Source organism: Rhizobium ecuadorense, from assembly GCF_001187535.1.
Taxonomy (GTDB): Bacteria; Pseudomonadota; Alphaproteobacteria; order Rhizobiales; family Rhizobiaceae; genus Rhizobium; species Rhizobium ecuadorense.
Window position 1 is genome coordinate 187,357 of record NZ_LFIO01001790.1, and the last position, 17,650, is coordinate 205,006.

16 protein-coding genes are annotated in these 17,650 nt (G+C 62.2%); 6 read left to right on the forward strand and 10 right to left on the reverse strand.

The window, feature by feature from the left end:
- Positions 1-18: 18 nt before the first annotated feature.
- Together AF337_RS36940 and AF337_RS36945 are read left to right on the forward strand one after the other, a co-directional pair.
- Positions 19-1,011, forward strand: coding sequence for a DUF4424 domain-containing protein (locus AF337_RS36940; RefSeq protein ID WP_049736005.1), 993 nt, complete (start codon positions 19-21; stop codon positions 1,009-1,011).
- Between the two features lie 233 nt (positions 1,012-1,244).
- Complete coding sequence (locus AF337_RS36945) at positions 1,245-3,191, forward strand: methyl-accepting chemotaxis protein (RefSeq protein WP_049736006.1); 1,947 nt, start codon at positions 1,245-1,247, stop codon at positions 3,189-3,191.
- 309 nt (positions 3,192-3,500) lie between these two features.
- Here AF337_RS36945 and dxs read toward each other — a convergent pair whose 3' ends face one another.
- On the reverse strand, positions 3,501-5,417 hold the full coding sequence (gene dxs, locus AF337_RS36950) for a 1-deoxy-D-xylulose-5-phosphate synthase (protein ID WP_049736007.1): 1,917 nt from the start codon (positions 5,415-5,417) through the stop codon (positions 3,501-3,503).
- A 288-nt stretch (positions 5,418-5,705) separates the two neighbouring features.
- On the opposite strand from dxs, the gene AF337_RS36955 reads away from it, so the two are divergent.
- Positions 5,706-7,682 (forward strand): phospholipase D-like domain-containing protein, encoded by a 1,977-nt coding sequence (locus tag AF337_RS36955; protein ID WP_049736008.1) that lies wholly within the window; start codon positions 5,706-5,708, stop codon positions 7,680-7,682.
- A gap of 40 nt (positions 7,683-7,722) precedes the next feature.
- On the opposite strand, the gene AF337_RS36960 is transcribed toward AF337_RS36955, so the two are convergent.
- The 4 genes from AF337_RS36960 to AF337_RS36975 form a co-directional block, all read right to left on the reverse strand.
- A complete protein-coding gene (locus tag AF337_RS36960; RefSeq protein WP_049736009.1) occupies positions 7,723-8,646 on the reverse strand; it encodes a pirin family protein in 924 nt (307 codons plus the stop codon).
- Positions 8,647-8,730: 84 nt separating this feature from the next.
- On the reverse strand, positions 8,731-9,498 hold the full coding sequence (locus AF337_RS36965) for an SDR family NAD(P)-dependent oxidoreductase (protein WP_049736010.1): 768 nt from the start codon (positions 9,496-9,498) through the stop codon (positions 8,731-8,733).
- A gap of 82 nt (positions 9,499-9,580) precedes the next feature.
- Positions 9,581-9,832 carry an exodeoxyribonuclease VII small subunit gene (locus tag AF337_RS36970; protein ID WP_047613900.1) on the reverse strand — a complete coding sequence of 84 codons (252 nt, stop codon included), beginning with the start codon at positions 9,830-9,832 and terminating at the stop codon, positions 9,581-9,583.
- A gap of 2 nt (positions 9,833-9,834) precedes the next feature.
- Positions 9,835-10,770: a histone deacetylase family protein gene (locus AF337_RS36975; protein WP_049736011.1), complete on the reverse strand. Its 936-nt coding sequence runs from the start codon at positions 10,768-10,770 to the stop codon at positions 9,835-9,837.
- Positions 10,771-10,959: 189 nt separating this feature from the next.
- Here AF337_RS36975 and AF337_RS36980 point away from each other — a divergent pair, with 189 nt between their 5' ends.
- Both AF337_RS36980 and AF337_RS36985 read left to right on the forward strand, forming a co-directional pair.
- Entirely contained in the window at positions 10,960-11,361 is a 402-nt protein-coding gene (locus AF337_RS36980) for an acyl-CoA thioesterase (RefSeq protein ID WP_049736012.1), read from the forward strand.
- A 125-nt stretch (positions 11,362-11,486) separates the two neighbouring features.
- On the forward strand, positions 11,487-12,590 hold the full coding sequence (locus AF337_RS36985; protein WP_049736013.1) for a helix-turn-helix transcriptional regulator: 1,104 nt from the start codon (positions 11,487-11,489) through the stop codon (positions 12,588-12,590).
- A 41-nt stretch (positions 12,591-12,631) separates the two neighbouring features.
- Here AF337_RS36985 and AF337_RS36990 read toward each other — a convergent pair whose 3' ends face one another.
- Together AF337_RS36990 and AF337_RS36995 are read right to left on the reverse strand one after the other, a co-directional pair.
- Positions 12,632-13,246 carry a 2'-5' RNA ligase family protein gene (locus AF337_RS36990; RefSeq protein WP_049736014.1) on the reverse strand — a complete coding sequence of 205 codons (615 nt, stop codon included), beginning with the start codon at positions 13,244-13,246 and terminating at the stop codon, positions 12,632-12,634.
- 179 nt (positions 13,247-13,425) lie between these two features.
- Positions 13,426-13,812, reverse strand: coding sequence for an ectoine synthase (locus tag AF337_RS36995; protein ID WP_049736015.1), 387 nt, complete (start codon positions 13,810-13,812; stop codon positions 13,426-13,428).
- 216 nt (positions 13,813-14,028) lie between these two features.
- Between AF337_RS36995 and AF337_RS37000 the strand changes: the two genes are divergently transcribed.
- The gene (locus AF337_RS37000; protein WP_049736016.1) at positions 14,029-14,922 is read left to right on the forward strand and encodes a LysR substrate-binding domain-containing protein; all 894 of its coding nucleotides are present in this window, start codon (positions 14,029-14,031) and stop codon (positions 14,920-14,922) included.
- A gap of 585 nt (positions 14,923-15,507) precedes the next feature.
- Here the strand turns inward: AF337_RS37000 and AF337_RS37005 are convergent.
- The 3 genes from AF337_RS37005 to AF337_RS37015 are packed head-to-tail and all read right to left on the reverse strand — an operon-like array spanning position 15,508 to position 17,378.
- Positions 15,508-16,071: a biotin transporter BioY gene (locus tag AF337_RS37005; protein WP_049736017.1), complete on the reverse strand. Its 564-nt coding sequence runs from the start codon at positions 16,069-16,071 to the stop codon at positions 15,508-15,510.
- Positions 16,072-16,095: 24 nt separating this feature from the next.
- Positions 16,096-16,704, reverse strand: a complete 609-nt coding sequence (locus AF337_RS37010; RefSeq protein ID WP_049736018.1) for an energy-coupling factor transporter transmembrane component T family protein — start codon at positions 16,702-16,704, stop codon at positions 16,096-16,098.
- Positions 16,704-17,378, reverse strand: coding sequence for an energy-coupling factor ABC transporter ATP-binding protein (locus AF337_RS37015; RefSeq protein ID WP_049736019.1), 675 nt, complete (start codon positions 17,376-17,378; stop codon positions 16,704-16,706). The genes AF337_RS37010 and AF337_RS37015 overlap by 1 nt, the downstream gene beginning before the upstream one ends.
- Positions 17,379-17,650: the final 272 nt, after the last annotated feature.

Below are 17,650 nucleotides of genomic sequence, written 5' to 3' on the forward strand. Positions count from 1 at the left end.
CGGACACGGGGGTGTTTTATGCTGAAGCTCTTCACTCTTCTTGTCGCCGCGGGGATCGCATCGCCGGCGCTGGCGAACGACACCATGGCCGAGGTCAAGACCGGTGGGCTGATCTTTGCCCAGTCCGACGATGTCAGCATGGTGCAGGAGGATCTCTTCATCTCCGCTTCGCAGGTGCGTGTCGATTACGTGTTCGAGAACACATCAGACAAGGATGTCGAAAGCCTGGTCGCCTTCCCGATGCCCGATATCTCAGGTCAGGTTGACAGCAACTCCGCCATTTCAGACTATGACAGCGACAATTTCCTGCATTTCTCCACCGTGCAGGATGGCAGGCCGATCACCGCCAAGCTGCAGCAGCGTGTCGTCTCGCTCGGTATCGACGTCACCGACGAGTTAGCCAAAAACAAGATTCCCGTCCTGCCTTACAGCCAGAAGACCCGCGATGCGCTCGCCAAGCTCCCCGACACCGTCCGCAAGGACTGGATCGCCCGCGGGCTGATCTATCCCATGACCGACGCCGATCTCGTACCGCTCTGGACGCTGCGCTCGACCTATTGGTGGCGCACCACCTTTCCGGCCAAGAAGAAGGTCAGCGTCGAACACAGCTATCAGCCGGCGGTCGGCGGCACCGTCGCCATCAGCTTTCTCGATAACGGCCAGCCGAAGGGCGAGCGCTTCGAGGAATATTCTCGCAAATACTGCCTGGATGCGGACTTCGTCAGGGTCGCTCAGCAGCGTGCCGGCGAAGCCGAGGCGGGCGGCGCCAACTATACCGAAAGCTGGATCTCCTATGTGCTGTCGACCGGCGCCAACTGGGCGGGACCGATCCGGCGCTTCCAGCTGACGGTCGACAAGGGCAAGCCCGGCAGTCTCATCAGCTTCTGCGGAAGCAATGTCGAAAAGATCGGCCCGACGACCTTCCGGATGACATCAGAGGATTTCGATCCGGCAAAGGATTTCGACATTCTCATCCTCAATCCGCCGGAAGCGGAACCGAAGCAGCCTTGATTTAAGCAACTTTAATCATGGTCCGCGCCGCTTCGACGGCGGCTAATTTAAGCAAATCTAAAGCTCGCCCGCATAGCTTCGCTTCGATTGCAGCGGTTCGTCCGGACCGCTCGGCGCCATGACGGCGCAAGCGTTTCAACGCCGATCATGGTCTCAATTCAGAAGGTCTTGCGGTTGCGCCTCACGCGCGACCCACTTTCGCCGCGTCGACTGTCGTCAGGAGAAATTCACCGATGTCCGCTAAAAACATATCCTTGAACGGGAAGCTCGCGGCCACGTTCGCAGCCCTCATTCTTATTTTCGTCGCCGTTTCCGCCTTCGTCTATTCCAAGGCGACGGCGTCGGCGGCCGCGTCGGCCGAGCAGGAAAAGTCGGAGCTGCTCGTCAACCAGATCGACGATGCGCTGCAGGCGATGCTCGAACAGGCCGTCAACCTGCGCGGCTTCATCCTGTTCCGCAGCGACAGCACCTATGGCGATGTCTTCGCCAACCGCGAGCGCATGCTGAAGGCGATTGCCGCCGCCAGGCAGACGGCCGCGGCCGAGCCGCAACTGGTCGAGATGATCGACGGCATGCAGAAGGCCGCCGACCTCTACTTCCATGAACTGGCCGAGCCGCAGACCAAGGCGCGCAAGGAGACCGACATGCCGATCGAAGAGGTCGTCAAGATCGGCGTCAACGCCACCAAGGGCCAGCTCGACGGCTTCCGCCAGGCCTCGGCCAAAATCAAGGCCAGCGCCCGCGAGAAGTCCGAAGCGCTTGCTGAAATCCGCGCCGATGCCAACAGCGATCTGAAGACGACGCTGCTGGCCGGCGGTATTGTCGCCTCGCTTGCCGCCGCCGGGCTCGCCTGGCTGATGTCGCGCACCATCGTCCGCCCGATCGTCGGCATGACCGGGGCCATGGATCGCCTCGCCGGCGGTGAGAACGATATCGAGGTCCCGGCGACCGACCGCGGCGACGAAGTCGGTCGCATGGCCCAGTCGGTGCTGGTCTTCAAGCAGGCGGCGATCGAGAAGCTGCGGCTTGCCGGCGAAACCGACCGCATGCGTGATGACGCCGAGCGCCAGCGCCGGGCAACCGACGAGCAGAAGGCCCGCGAGGAAGGCGAGATCCGCCACGCCATCGATGCCCTGGCCGGCGGCCTTGCCGAGCTTGCCAATGGCGATATGGCCGGCCGTATCCAGACGCCGTTCGCGCCGCAATATGACAGCCTGCGCAATGACTTCAACCATGCCGTCGAAAAGCTGCAGGCAGCCCTGCAGTCGGTCGGCCGCAACGCTTCGGCGATCAATGCCGGCGCCGGCGAAATCCGCTCAGCCGCCGACGATCTTGCCCACCGCACCGAACAGCAGGCTGCCGCCGTCGAGGAGACCGCCGCAGCGCTCGAGCAGGTGACGACCACCGTCCGCGACAGCGCCAAGCGCGCCGAGGATGCCGGCAATCTCGTCGAGCGCACCCGCCTCGGCGCCGAAAAATCCGGCGAAGTCGTCCGCAAGGCGGTCTCCGCCATGCAGCAGATCGAAAAATCCTCGGGCGAGATCTCCAACATCATCGGCGTCATCGACGACATCGCCTTCCAGACCAATCTCTTGGCGCTGAATGCCGGCGTCGAAGCTGCGCGCGCCGGCGAAGCCGGCAAGGGTTTTGCCGTCGTCGCCCAGGAAGTGCGCGAGCTTGCCCAGCGCTCGGCCAAGGCGGCGAAAGAAATCAAGGCGCTGATCACCACATCGGGCGAACAGGTCGTTGCCGGCGTCTCCCTCGTCGGCGAGACCGGCAAGGCGCTGGAGGCCATCGTCGCCGAGGTGCAGGAGATCAACCACCACGTCGGCGCGATCGTCACCGCCACCCGCGAACAATCGATCGGCCTGCAGGAGATCAACACCGCCGTCAACAACATGGACCAGGGCACCCAGCAGAATGCCGCCATGGTCGAGGAACAGACCGCGGCAAGCCATGCGCTCGCCAGCGAGGCAAGCGCGCTGGACGAGCTGCTGCGCCAGTTCAAACTCGGCCAGACCAGGCCGGACGCCGCAGCACCGCGCGCCACCGTCGCCGCCCCCAACGCCCGCCCGGTCGCCTCGCCGGCCCGCGCCCTGACCCGCACCGTCGCCAAGGCGTTTGGCGGCAGGCAGGCGAGCGCTGCGGTTGCGGTTCAGGAAGACTGGACGGAGTTCTGAAGACGCTTTTCTTAGGAAGCGGATGTTGCTCGAGGCCGAGCATGACGGAGGGTGGGGTGGCTGCTGGAGCAAGTATAGCGATGAGCAGCCGACGCGCGCCCTTTTTCACGGTCGAACGGCATAGGCGGGAGCAAGAGCCTGCCCCTCACCCTAACCCTCTCCCCGTAAAAACGGGGCGAGGGGACGTGCCCTGCGAGACGTTGGCGAGGGACGGAAAGGTTACGGCATATCCCCTTCGCCCCGTTTACGGGGAGAAGGTGCCGGCAGGCGGATGAGGGGCCTTCACACGGCACACCCTCACAAATTCACCTACCCCGCAACCCCAACTGCAACCCCGCGCCCCAGCGCCCTGAACACGGTCGAAACAATCCCGGCGCGGTCGAGGCCGGCATGGGCGATCATCGCTTCGGGTTTGGCTTGTTCCATCCAGATATCGGGCATGACAAGCGAGCGGATCTTCAGGCCGTTGTCAAGCAGGCCCTCGCTTGAGAGATATTGCATCACCTGGCTGCCGAAGCCGCCGACGGAGCCTTCTTCGACGGTGATCACCATCTCGTGGTGGCGGGCGAGCTGGCGGATCAGATCGTGGTCGAGCGGCTTGGCGAAGCGCGCATCGGCGACCGTCGTCGAAAGCCCGGCGGCATCGAGGTCTTCGGCGGCAAGCAGGCAATCGGCAAGCCGGCTGCCGAAGGAGAGCAGCGCCACCTTGGTGCCTTCCTTGACGATGCGGCCCTTGCCGATCTGCAGGATTTCGCCGCGCGCCGGCATGTCGACGCCGACCCCTTCGCCGCGCGGATAACGGAAGGAGATCGGCCCGGCGTCATAGGCGACAGCCGTGCGCACCATGTGCTTGAGTTCGGCCTCGTCGGCCGCCGCCATCACCACGAAGCCGGGCAGGGTGGTCAGGAAGGCGGTGTCGAAGGAGCCGGCATGGGTCGGTCCGTCGGCGCCGACGAAGCCGGCGCGGTCGATCGGAAAACGCACCGGCAGTCCCTGGATCGCCACGTCGTGCACGACCTGGTCGTAGGCGCGCTGCAGGAAGGTGGAATAGAGCGCCGCAAACGGCTTGTAGCCTTCCGCCGCAAGGCCGGCGGCGAAGGTCACGGCATGCTGCTCGGCAATGCCGACATCGAAACAGCGCGACGGAAAGGCGTCGGCGAGCTTGTCGAGGCCGGTTCCGTTCGGCATGGCGGCGGTGATGCCGACGATCTTGTCGTCGAGGGCGGCTTCCTGCACCAGCGCTTCGGCAAAGACGCTGGTATAGCTCGGCGCATTCGGCTTGACCCTGGCCTGGGCGCCGGTGATGACGTCGAACTTGTTGACGCCGTGATATTTGTCAGCCGCGGCTTCCGCCGGCGGATAGCCCTTGCCCTTCTGGGTGACGACATGGATCAGCACCGGTCCGCGGCCATTATCGCGTACGTTGCGCAGCACCGGCAGCAAATGGTCGAAGGAATGCCCGTCGATCGGCCCGATATGATAGAAGCCCATCTCCTCGAACATGGTGCCGCCGGTGACGTAGCCGCGCGCATGCTCAACGGCGCGGGTGATCGCCCGGTCGATGTTCTTGCCGAGATAGGCGGTCAGCTTCTTGCCGAAGTCGCGGAAGCCCATATAGGTGCGACCGGAGGCAAGGCGGGCGAGATAGGCGCTCATCGCCCCTGTCGGCGGCGCGATCGACATGTCGTTGTCGTTGAGGATGACGATGAGCCGCGCGTCGAGCGCGCCGGCATTGTTCAGCGCCTCATAGGCCATGCCGGCCGACATCGCCCCGTCGCCGATGACGGCGATGACGCGTCGGTCGGTCTTGTCGAGATCGGCGGCGATCGCCATGCCGAGGCCGGCCGAGATCGAGGTCGAGGAATGCGCCGCCCCGAAGGGATCATATTCGCTCTCGGCCCGGCGGGTGAAACCGGACAGCCCGTCTTCCTGGCGCAGCGTGCGGATCCGGTCGCGCCGGCCGGTGAGGATCTTGTGCGGATAACATTGATGGCCGACATCGAAGATCAGCCGATCGTCGGGCGTGTTGAAAACGTTATGAATGGCGATCGTCAGCTCGACCACGCCGAGACCGGCGCCAAGATGGCCGCCGGTGCGCGACACCGCATCGATCATTTCGTCCCGGACTTCGCGGGCAAGCTGCGGCAGCTCGCGATCCTCGAGCTTGCGCAGGTCGGCGGGGTAAATGACCTGGTCGAGCAGGGGGGTCTTCGGCAGTTGTGTCACGGGCGGGCGCTCTTTCTTACTTTTCCTTGTACCGCTTTATTCGATTAGAACGAGGCAAAACAAGTGGTTTCAGGAACCGAAGGTTTTCACCTTAGAGCATGGCGGAAAAATGTGTGAGCGGTTTCGGGGCATATCACATTCTATTTCTGTGAGTTGCATTCACCTGATCTTGGCCTGCTTCCGCCCTGGTTTTCCACCCCGCCGATCGAAGCGCCAAGCGCCGGCGAGCCGCTTGAATATGACACGGAATGGTAGCAATGTTGGCTCGCACTGACTTGGGGGCGGGCCATGGGAACGATTGTTGCAGCGCATGCCTATGTGAACAACGAGGTCGCCTTCGTGGCCTGGGACATCGACGCCAAGATCGACGGATGCCTCGGCTTTGAAGTCGTCCGCGTCTATCTCGACGAGCAGGGAAACGTGTCGAAAAGACCCGATGGCAGCGAGGACCGCGTGACCTGCGCCGCCTGGGTCGCCTTCAAGGGCCAGCGCAACCCTCACTGGCTGCCGCAGACGACGTCGCTCTGGCCGGTGCAGAAGCTTTCCTGGCGCGACCTGACGCTGCGCAAGCGGCGCAATGAAATGAAACGGCGGCCGGACGAGGTCCGCGTGCGTTACGAGATCCGTCCGCTCGGCGATCTGAAGCCGGGCATGCAGGCAGCCCCCGATCCGACGCCTGCGCTGGTCGAGATCAACAAGCGGGATCACAACGGCAAGCCGATCAGGAAGGCCGACGGCAGCTACGAGAAGGTTGCGGTCAAGGCCTATGAGGGCGCCCCGCGGCCGCTCGGTTATCTCGGGCCGGCCGTCTCCACCAACCCGGTCCATGTGACGCGCAAGCGCGGCCAGTTCGAGTCGACCTTCACCAACGGCATTCTCGCCGCGCAGTGGCTGCGCAACGTCCTGCTCGAGGACGGCGTGAAACAGCCGAACGAGCTGATCGACATGATTTCCAATCCTGAAAACGGCATCCGCAAATATCTGGCCGGCGATGTCATTCCGATGCTCAGGGAATTCATGAATGCGCCAGGCCGCTTCCTTGTCGCCCTCTACGAACTGGAGGACGAGGAGCTGCTGGCGCTGCTGATTGCCAACAAGGAGAAGCTGCGCATCATCCTTGCCAATACCGGAAAGGTCGGGGACGATTGGGATGTGCGCAATGAGCATGCACGCCAGGCGCTGATCGATGCCGGCGTCGAGATTCACCACCGGATGTTCAACAATTCGAGCCAGATCGGCCACAACAAATTCGTCGTGCACATACCGCCGGATGGCGCTCCGCGCAGCGTCTTCACCGGCAGCACCAACTGGACGGCGACCGGACTGGCCGGCCAGTCCAACAACGCCTTGATTGTCCGCAACGATGCGGTTGCCGCGGCCTATGTCGCCTATTGGGAGCGGATGCTGGAAGACAATGCGACGCTGGAGGCGCCCGTCGAATTCGATGACGGCATGCCCGACAACCAGCAGAGCAAGAAATTCCGGCGCTCGAACGAGACACCTTCCATCGTCTCGGCCGGCAACGGCGCTTCACTCGAAGCCTGGTTCTCGCCGAACATGCAGAGCCGCAGAAAAGGCAAGGCAATTCCGCCCGATCTTCGTGAAGTCTACCGCCTGATGCGCCGTGCCGAGCACGCGGTGCTGTTTCTGGCCTTCTATCCCGGCCAGTCGGGCAGGGATTGCATTGTCGGCGAGGCGATCGATATCGGCCTCAAGGATCAGAAGCTGATCATCACCGGCGCCGTTTCAAGCGCCCAGGCCATGCCCAACTACGTCGCCGGCAAGGAGAACGATCCCGACGATGAGGACGACGATACCGACGCTATCTCGCCCCATACGTTCGACGAGGCCAATGTCTCGATCGTCCGGGCCTCGCGCATTGACGACCGCCAGCTGCTGGCGGATTTCGGCGCCGAAGAACTGACGGCCAAGAAGGTCGGCGCCATCATTCACGACAAGGTGCTGGTGATCGATCCCCTGTCGGACGAATGCGTCGTCGTCCTCGGCAGCCACAATCTCGGCTTCAAGGCCTCCTACGCCAATGACGAAAACATGCTGATCGTCAAAGGCGACCGTGCGCTTGCCGAGGCCTATTCCGTCCATATCCTCGACGTCTATGACCACTATCGCTTCCGCGCCGTCGAGGCGGAATTGAAGCGCCAGGGCAAGAAGGGCTGGTCGGGCTTTCTCAACGTCGACGACAGCTGGCAGGACGGCTACGTGAACCGCACCAAGGGCGCGCTGACGCGGTATTTCGCGGGTTGAGAATCCGCAGCCAGTCGTCGGCGGCGCATCGCCGCCGCCGTCACCCTTCCGGCAAAGGCACGAATTCCTCTTCGTCGCCGGGAACGATATCGAAACGGCCGCTGCGCCATTCCTCCTTGGCCTTTTCGATCCGCTCCTTCGAGGAGGAAACGAAATTCCACCAGATATAGCGTTTCGAATTCAGCGCCGCGCCGCCGAACAGCATCAGGTGACAGCCGTCGGTCCCGGCTTCCAGCGTGATCGGATCGCCCGGCCGGAAGACCAGCAGCTGGTCGGCGGCGAAACGGTCGCCCGAGATGACGACCTCGCCTGACAGTACGTAGACGGCGCGTTCTTCATGCGCCGCGCCGAAGGGAAACTTTGCGCCCGTCTGCAGGCTCAGATCGACATAGAGCGTGTCGGAGAAAACCCCGACCGGCGATGTCATGCCTTCGAACGAGCCGATGACGACGCGCCCGCGCACGCCTGGCGTCTCGATCAGCGGCATGTCGGACTTTTCCGTATGGGCGAAGGAGGGATCGATCTCCTCCTTGTCGTCGGGCAGCGCCAGCCAGGTCTGCAGCCCCGACATCAGCAGCGGATGGCCGCGCAGATTGTCGGGCGTGCGTTCCGAATGCACGATGCCGCGGCCTGCCGTCATCAGGTTGATATCGCCGGGACGGATGACCTTTTCGGTGCCGAGGCTGTCGCGATGGCGGATCTCGCCGTCGAAGAGATAGGTGACCGTCGACAGCCCGATATGCGGATGCGGCTTCACATCGAGCGCCTCGTTGGGCTTCAGGATCGCCGGCCCCATGCGGTCGAAGAAGATGAACGGCCCGACGAGGCGCCGCTGCCGCGTCGGCAGCGCTCGCCGCACCTGAAACCCGCCGATATCGCTGGTGCGCGGAATGATCAGATTCTCGATCGCATCACAGGCGAAAGCATCGCCGGGCAGGGGATCTTTACCGGGAAAAAAGGACATGGCGGCTCTCCGATCGCTAGGGTGTGGGCTAGAGATAGTGCCTGAAGCGCCGCGCGTCCAATCGGGCGCTGAGCCCGCTCTATCTCAGATCGCCGTAAAACCATTGTCGACGAAGAGATGGGCGCCGTTGACGAAGTTCGATTCGTCGCTGGCGAGGTAAAGCGCGGCCCGGGCCACGTCTTCGGGCTCGCCGATCCGCCCCTGCTGCGCGGCGATGGCGGCATCCGAGACATCGACGCCGAGCGCCTGCAGGTCGGCGACCTCGCGCAACCCGTGCGGCGTGCGGATGAAGCCGGGGCAGACGGCGTTGCAGCGGATGTTGCGGTCGCGGAATTCCACCGCGATCGCCCGGGCAAACATATGCACGGCGCCCTTGGTCGTGTCGTAAAGCACTTCCATCGGCGTGGCGGCGACCGCCGAGATCGACGAGGTGCAGACGATCGATCCGCCGCCGGCCGCAATCATCTTCGGCAGCACCGCCCTGGTCATCAGGAACATCGAGCGCACATTGACCGCATGCAGCCAGTCCCACTCCTGCAGCGTCGTTTCCAGGAAGGGTTTGATGACGATGGTGCCGGCATGGTTGAAGAGCACGGTCACCGCGCCGTAGCGTTCCTCGACGCCCGCGACGGCGGCATTGACGGCGGCCTCCTCGGAGACATCGGCCGTCCAATAATCGGCCTCGCCGCCGGCATCACGGATCTGTTTGACGGTCTCGGCTGCCGCCTCTCCATTGCGGTCGATGATCGCGACGCGCGCGCCTTCCGCCGCAAAAAGCTTCGAGGCGGCCCCGCCCATGCCGGTCGCGCCGCCCGAGATGATAGCGACCTTGCCCTTCAATCTGTCCGTCATTGGTGAGTCCCCTCAAGATTCTGGAAGGGGATCATAGATCGGTCGCAAGCCGATCGCCAAGCGCCCCGGCAGCGGTTTCGCCTCAGGCGCCGTCGAGCGGTTCGACGGCCTGCGGCTTGCCGGCGCGGTCGAGTCGGATCTTCTCGATGCGGTTCTCGGCGGCCGAAAGCAGCGTCTCGCAATGTTTCTTCAGCGCTTCGCCGCGCTCATAGATCTCGATCGATTCATCTAGCGCCACGTCGCCGCGTTCCAGCCGGGCAACAATGCTTTCGAGTTCGGCCACCGCCTTTTCGAAGGAAAGGCCCGATACCTCAGGCTTGGCGCTGTCAGTCATTCTCAACCCTTCATCATTCGCAGAATATGCATGCCTGCCGATTCGGCGAGGCCTTCGAGATCATAACCGCCTTCGAGCAGGCTGACGACCCGGTTCTTCGCGTACCGATCGGCGAGCTCCAGGACCCGCCCGGTCGCCCAGTCGAAATCCTCGCCCGTCAGGTTGATCTGCGCCAGCGGATCGCGGTGATGGGCGTCGAAGCCGGCGGAGATGATGACGAGATCCGGCCGGAAATCGGCAACGGCCGGCAGCACGCGCGATTTGAACGCCTCGCGGAAATGGTCGCTGCCGACATTCGGCGATAGCGGCGCATTGACGATGGTATTGTGTTTGCCCTTCTCGTCCTTGGCGCCGCTGCCGGGATAAAGCGGCATCTGATGCGTCGAACAGAACAGCACCGAGGGGTCGTCCCAGAAGATATCCTGGGTGCCGTTGCCGTGGTGCACGTCCCAGTCGATGATGGCGACGCGCTCGGCGCCATGTCTTTTCTGCGCGTGGCGGGCGGCGATCGCCGCATTGTTGAAGAAGCAGAAGCCCATCGCCGTCATCTTCTCGGCATGGTGCCCCGGTGGGCGGGCGGCGACGAAGACATTGTCGGCGGCACCGGAAAAGACGTCGTCCACCGCCGCCATCGCTCCGCCGATGCCGGTCAGCGCCGCCTGCAGGCTTTTGACGCTGGCATAGGTATCCGCTTCGAGCTGGTTGATCCGATCCTCCTCGTCGGGGATCTCACGCATGACGGCTTTGAGATGTTCTTCCGGATGCGCAAGCAGCACCGCATCCTCGCTTGCCTCAGGCGCCTGCCGGCGCTCCAGCCGCTCGAAATTCGGATGTTCGAGCGCGACATTGATGGCGCGGATCCTGTCCGATCGCTCCGGATGGCCGGCGGGCGTCACATGTTCCAGGAAGATCGGATGTTCATAAAGACGGGTGCTCATGGAGACACTCTATCGGTCGCTTATGTCATGTTCCACAGCAGATGGGGCATCGCCTGACGATTTCAACAAGCGCGCCTGCCGCACCATCTCGCCGCCGGCGTCATTATAAATTCCTGTCATCTCAGCCGTTTACTTCGAAAAACCCCGTGCTACTCTCATGGACGGGGAATTTTGTAGGCAGAGTTGTTGATGAGTCAGTCTAAACGCCCGGGTGTGACGGAAATACATGTGCCGTTTCGCGATGTCGATATGACCGGCCGGATGTTCCTGGCCTCCTATATTTCTTATGCCGAATCCGTCATTGCAAGCTTCTGGTCGTCGCGGCCCGAGGTCGAGGACGAACCCGTCTACAGCGCCAGCAAGATTACCTGCGTTCTCCACCGCCCGCTGCATTACGACGAGCCGGCCCTTTTTACCGCGGCCGTCGACAAGATCGGCGTGCGCTCCATCGGCTTCATCGTCTCGATCGATACGGGAGAGGAACGCGCCGCCGAGGTGGAGATCATCTGGCAGGCCCGCGCTCGCGAGGATCAGCAGCCGGTGTCTTTGCCGGAGGAGACGCGGGACTGGCTCTATGGGTTTCTGGATTAAAGCCTGTCATCAGGACGCGTGCGGCAGTTTCATCCGAAATCGACGTGTGAATTCCATTGCATTTCCGAATTCAACCCTATTGATTATTCGAAGATGCTTTTATTCGCCGATGTTGAAAATCGATCATGGTTCACTCGACTGACGTCTCATCTCATTTGACGGATTTGATTTACGGGAGCCTCTTCGGCGAGTGCAGCTGGCAGGATTTCCTGGATCGGGTTGCACAGACGTCGCCGGGCGGCAAGGCCGCACTGCATTACCACGATCTGAGCGCGTCCGTTGCCCATGTTCCCTTCATGTCGGGCTTCTCGCAGGCCGAGGTCGACCAGTTCAGCAGCCACTTTGCCGCGGTCAATCCGTGGATTCCGAGATTGAGCCTGGTGCCCGTCGGCCAGGGCCTGTGCGGGGACGAGATCTTTCCGCGGGAAGAGCTGCTCAAATCGGAATTTTACAATGACTGGCTGAAGTCGCAGGCCGGATGCGAGACGAGTGTCGGTGTTTCCATCATTCGGGAGGAAAGCCGCACCTTCATCCTGTCGACCTCGACGTCTTCGGCGGACCCCGATCTCAACAGAGAGGCGGCCGCGCGGTACACGATCCTGGCGCCGCATCTGAAGAGGGCGTTCGATTTCATTCGCAAGCGCGATCTGTTCGCGCCGCACGAACACGCATCCCAGACCCTGTTCGACAGCATCGGGGTCGGCTTGATCTATGTTTCGGAGCAAGGGAAAGTTCGTCGCTGCAATAAAAGCGCGGCCGCCTTGATGGAAGCCGGCTTGCCGGTGCGGATCACCGCTGATGGCAAGCTTGGACTTCAATGCCAGAAGTCCGCCGCCGTTCTCGAATTCCTGACCTCCCGAAACGGTGCGCAGACAAAACCGCACACGGCGATCGTCAAGGGCCGGAACCAGGATAACTACCGCCTCACACTCGTCCGGCTTCAGTCCGATGCGTTCACGGAGTTCCTGGAGGGGCCGACCGTGGCCGTGATTGCCGAGCCGATGATGGCGAGCCCCCTCGCTGAGCGGCGCGATCTGCTGATGCAGCTCTACAGACTGACCGCAACCGAAGTCCGGATCGCATCGAGCATCGCATCGGGCCATTCCGCCAGGGAAGTGGCCGTCGCCGACGACATCAGCTACGAGACGGTCAGAACCCACCTCAGAAACATCTATTCCAAGCTCGGGGTCAACTCCCAGGCTGGCCTGGTGTCGCTGCTGATGCGCTGAAACGGCATCAGCCAGCAGAGCGGTTCGGCCGGCCGAAGTTGTTATTCCGCGCTTTTGCCGCAAAGGAGCGGTGAGCTGAGTATATTGGTGTCGACATTTGGATAAACGCGCTCTTCCAGCAAGGTGAGGGATCCAGCCCGCACGCCTATGGGCAAACAACCGGCGTCGAAGCTGACCGTCGGCACCGGCTCTTCGCCAAAAAACCGGAACAGTGTCATATGCGCTATATCAGGCGGGCTTGGATACCACTCTTCGAAGCCGATGGCCTGTGAAATGGCCGAACGAAGCTGGCGCAATTCCGCCGGTTCTTCCGCTTTGACGAAGACAGCGGCTGCCGAAACCGCCACCTCATCAAAATGAAGATCAAACGATGGGGTCTCTTCGATCAGTCTCGCGACGATCTCCTTCCATCTTTCCCCGTTGCGCTTCCAGACCTCGTCGTTTGGAATGCTGAATTGGGCTGCCGCGTTGATCAGGGTGACGACCGTCATGTGCAGGCTGGTCGCCGGGACGCGTGAGAGCGGGGCGGCGCTGTCCCGCTCGATACTGTCTTGCAAGACGCAGAGCTTTGACAGCGTATCGCGATCGGGAAGAAACTGCAGGTGAAACGCGCAGCACCGCTTGAACCACAGCGTATCGATCTTCGTGCGGATCACGGCAGCAGGCCTTCCATCCAATGTGGGCGCGCCGCAGCGGAGCGCGCAATTCCCACCCCTTGCTATCACATCGCCACACCGTTCACCAAGGATAGTCGGCAGCTGAGCAATACGGCAGTGATGGTGAAGGTCTTGAAGCCGCTCAAGAAATTCTAGCGCCCCCGCCGCGTCGCCAGGGCTCAGTATTCCGAACCGCTTCTGTTGTTCAGATCGTGACGTTCCGTCCCTTTCAACGGCGGATTGAAGACGCTGACGAGAATGAGGTCCTTGTCCTTGCCGCCCCGCAGATAGTGTCGATCATGTTGGTCGAGGACGTAGATGTCGCCGACGCGGATGGGAAAGACGTTCCCGTCCATATCCTCGACCTCGCCTTCTCCCTGGATGCAATAGCAGGCCTCCAGGTGGTTGCGATATTGCAGCAGGGCTTGCGTGTTGGCGCGAACGACGGTGTGGCAGACCGTAAATCCCATCCCGTCATCATTCGTCAGCAGGCGATGGCTGGTGCCATTGCCCCAATCGACGAAGCGCTCGGTCTGCTCCACGTCTTTCAGGCTTCTCACAAACATGTTCTTTCTCCTGTGAATGATGGAAATGTTTCCGATCTCCATGATCCATTAGGCATCGAAATCGCCGGATGCTTCAAATGATCAAAATTGCGAAAACTGTTAGAATAATTTACATATAGTGTTTGAATGCGTTGCGCTATCCTGGGATAGATCTGAATAAATTTGACATTTCTGCCGGATAATAAATTCTGCCGGTCATGTGAGGAATTCGAACATATGCAGCTGCCGCCATTGAACGCCTTGAGAGCCTTCGAAGCGACCGCCCGGCTCATGAGTCTCTCAAAGGCCGGAGACGAACTGCATGTGACCCATGCAGCGATCAGCCATCAGCTGAAACATCTGGAGGCATGGCTGGGACGCAAGCTGCTGCAAAAATCCGGGCGCGGCGTTGCGCTGACCCCGGCAGGCAGCGAATATTATCTGGCGATCTCGGGCTCCTTGGCAGCCATCGCCCACGCCACGGGCAATATGCGCCGAGACCACAATATGCGTTCGATAACCGTCGGATGCATTCCTTCGATCGCGTCGCGCTGGCTGGTTCCCGCACTTCCGTCCTTCCGCGAGAGCGATCCCGAGCTCGACGTCAGGATCGTCTATGCAAAAGCGGAAGAGCGCTTCGACGATGAAAGCCTGGATGCTCTGATTACCATGGGAGAAGACCCGTCGGGGGGACGCGAGAGCCGCCTGCTGTTCTCCCGCCGCAACCAGCCGGTGGCCAGCCTTCACTATCTGGCAAAGCGGAATTGGACGGTCGACAACGTTTCCTTTGCCGCGGCCGACCTGCTGCACGACGAATCCGTGGACGGCTGGAAAGAATGGTTCCGAAAGTCCGATGCAAAGCCGCCCGAGCCGGTCCGGGGGCCGATATTTCAGGACTTCAATATTCTTGCCACGGCGGTGATCGCCGGGCATGGCGTGGCATTGTGCCCGGTCGAAGTGTTTCGGCGAGAGATCGATCGCGGCGACCTCGTCGTGCTTTCGGACATCTCGACGGCAGAGACCCAGGGATATTACCTGATCACCAGCTCGTGGGCGAAGAAGCCGGTGCGCCGTTTTACCGAATGGTTCATGAAGGAATGCCGATCCGCCGGTCCGCCGGTAATGGAATGAGAGCCGCCAAGCCGGGGCTGGGCTGCTTGCCGAAGAGAGGGCGTTTCGACGCGATCCCGGATGTCATAAAAGTTTCATATTGCAGCAATTGTCGGGATCGGGAAATTACTCTATTATTTCAATAGGGAAACGAGATTTCCCGATGCAAACGAAAGGACACTGATTGGACAAATTTTTCTCGGATGGCTTGTTCATTACCTGCTTCATCCTGTTTGCCGTGATCTCCGTCACTAGCAATAAGTTGGGCAGTGATGGCGATGGCGATGGAGCTGGAGCTGGGTGCGATGTCTCACATGGCAGCGACTGCCACGGTGGCGGCTGTGACGGTGGCGACGGAGGAGGTGGAGATGGAGGAGGAGACTAAATCAAACTGAAATCGATAGAATGCCCGACCGCCTCAAGGCGGTTTTTTGTTGCCCGGATTCCAGGTCATGCCAAGATCGCAACGAAGACGGTCCCTTATCCCACGTTATAGAGACGTGTGGCTCGCCTCCTATGTCGAGCGATGGATATTGCGCGCGCCATTAACGCACAATGGCCGCCTTTTGACGAAGACGGCCATTGCGAGCATTTGCGAAGGGACGGTTATGCGCGCGCCGGCAGCAGGGGATAGCCGACCATGACGGCGCGGCCGAGGAGGGCTGCGACGAACGCCTTGATGACGTCGCCCGGAATGAAGGCCATCGAGCCGACGAAGGCTTTGGTGAAGCCGAGGCCTGCGACGGTGGCGAGATAGGCAATGCCGAAGGCATAGAGCACGACGACCCCGCCGACCATGGCGGCGAGGAAGAAGCTCACCGTCTGCACCAGGCCGGATTGGCCGTGGTTGACCAGGCGCTCGCTGAGATAGCCGGTGACGAAGGCGCCGAAGATCCAGCCGACGAGGAAGCCGGCCGACGGCGAGGCGAAGATGGCAAGGCCGCCGCGGCCGCCGGAAAGCACCGGCAGGCCGATGGCGACGAGCAGCAGCACGATCAGCACGGCAATCGCGCCGCGGCGGGCGCCGAGCACGACACCGGCCATCATGACGCCAAGTGATTGGGCGGTGATCGGCACCGGAATGAAGCCGAGGGAGATCGGCGGCAGCAGGCCCAGTGCCACGATGATCGCGGCGAAGAGGGCGGTAAGGACGAGGTCGCGGGTGCTCATCATGAACTCCGTGGTTAAAACTGGTTAACTCCCATGCCGCCGAATGCGGCGCGCGTCAATCGCCGCGGCGACATTATCCGCATCCCTGAGCGTCAGGATGATCAGCGGCGCCAGCAGCGTCGTCGGCCGGGCCTTCAGCCCGCGCGCTTTATGGGCCTCGCGGATCGCCTGATAACGGCCGATGATGTCGGGCACGAAGCGCAGGACGAGCCCGAGCGCCAGGCCGATATCGTCGGCCTGCACAAAGCCGGTGCGCTCCAGCGGGCGGGCGAGTGCCGTCACCTCGTCGATGAAGGCAGTGATCGACGTCGTCGCCGTCACCGCGGCGGCAAGAAGCATCAGCGCCGTCAGCCGCAGCACCGGCACGAGTGCCGCCTGCCAGGGATTGAAGAGGAGATTGAAGAGCGCCACCACCGCAATGGTCAGGAAGACCGGCCGCAGCCGCCGAAGGCCCTCGCCGAGCGGTAGGCCGGTCGTGCGGTAGAGAGCCGCCGTCAGCACCACCAAGCCGGAAAGCAGGGCGATGTTCTGGCTGATGAACAGCACGATGCCGAAGACCGCAAGCGACACCAGCTTGACCCGCGGCGAAAGCCGGTGCATCGGGCTGTTGCCTTCGACATAGAGCGACTGCATCAGGCGGCGATCTCCTTGTAGCGGGCGATCGCCTCCGTCGCCGGCGCATCGGCGGCCAGCCGTCCTTGATGAAACAGCAGCACCCGTTCGAAATCGGCGATCAGCTCCAGATCATGGGTGATGACGATGGCGCTTTCCGGCAACCCGGCGATAATCCGCTCGACCAGCGCCCGGTTCTTCAGGTCGAGCTGGTTTGTGGGTTCATCGAGGATGAGAATGCCTGGCCCAGTCACCAGCACCGAGCAGAGGGCTGCCACCTGCAACTCGCCGCCGGAAAGCTCATGCGCCCGCCGATCGGCGAGCGCCTCGGCGCCGAAGCGGGCGAGCACGCCCTCGACCTTCGCCTCGACTTCCGCCTTGGTGAAGCCGTACCGCTTCAGCCCGAAGGCGATGTCGTCGCGGACGATCGGTAGGATGATCTGGTTCTGCGGCGACTGGAAGATGAAGCCGACATCGACTGCGGCAGCCTTGTCGTCAGCCGTGTCGCGGCCGTTGACGGTGACACGTCCGACCGTCGGCCTGGCCAGCCCGTTGATCAGCCGCGCAAAGGTGGTCTTGCCCGAGCCGTTCAGCCCGATGACGCCGATGCGTTTGCCGCTGATGCCGAGCGTCAGCGGCTCCAGCGCCACCCGCGCTCCGAAACTGACCCCGGCACCTTCGAATTGTATGTCCAAACCAATCCCTCGCATCCGGCCTTCAATGGGCAGATCTGCGAAGACCAGCCCCTCATCCGGCTGCCGCCACCTCCTCCCCTTAAAACGGGGCGAAGGGATATGCCGCGACCTCTCCGTCCCGCGCCGACGTCTCGCAGGGCACGTCCCCTCTCCCCGCGAGCGGGGAGAGGGTTAGGGTGAGGGGCAGCCACTGGCGCCAACCTGACAGCGTGCTTCTACACGGGGAATCCAGGGTGATGAAGAGCAAATCTCGATATCGGGTGGCTAGGAAG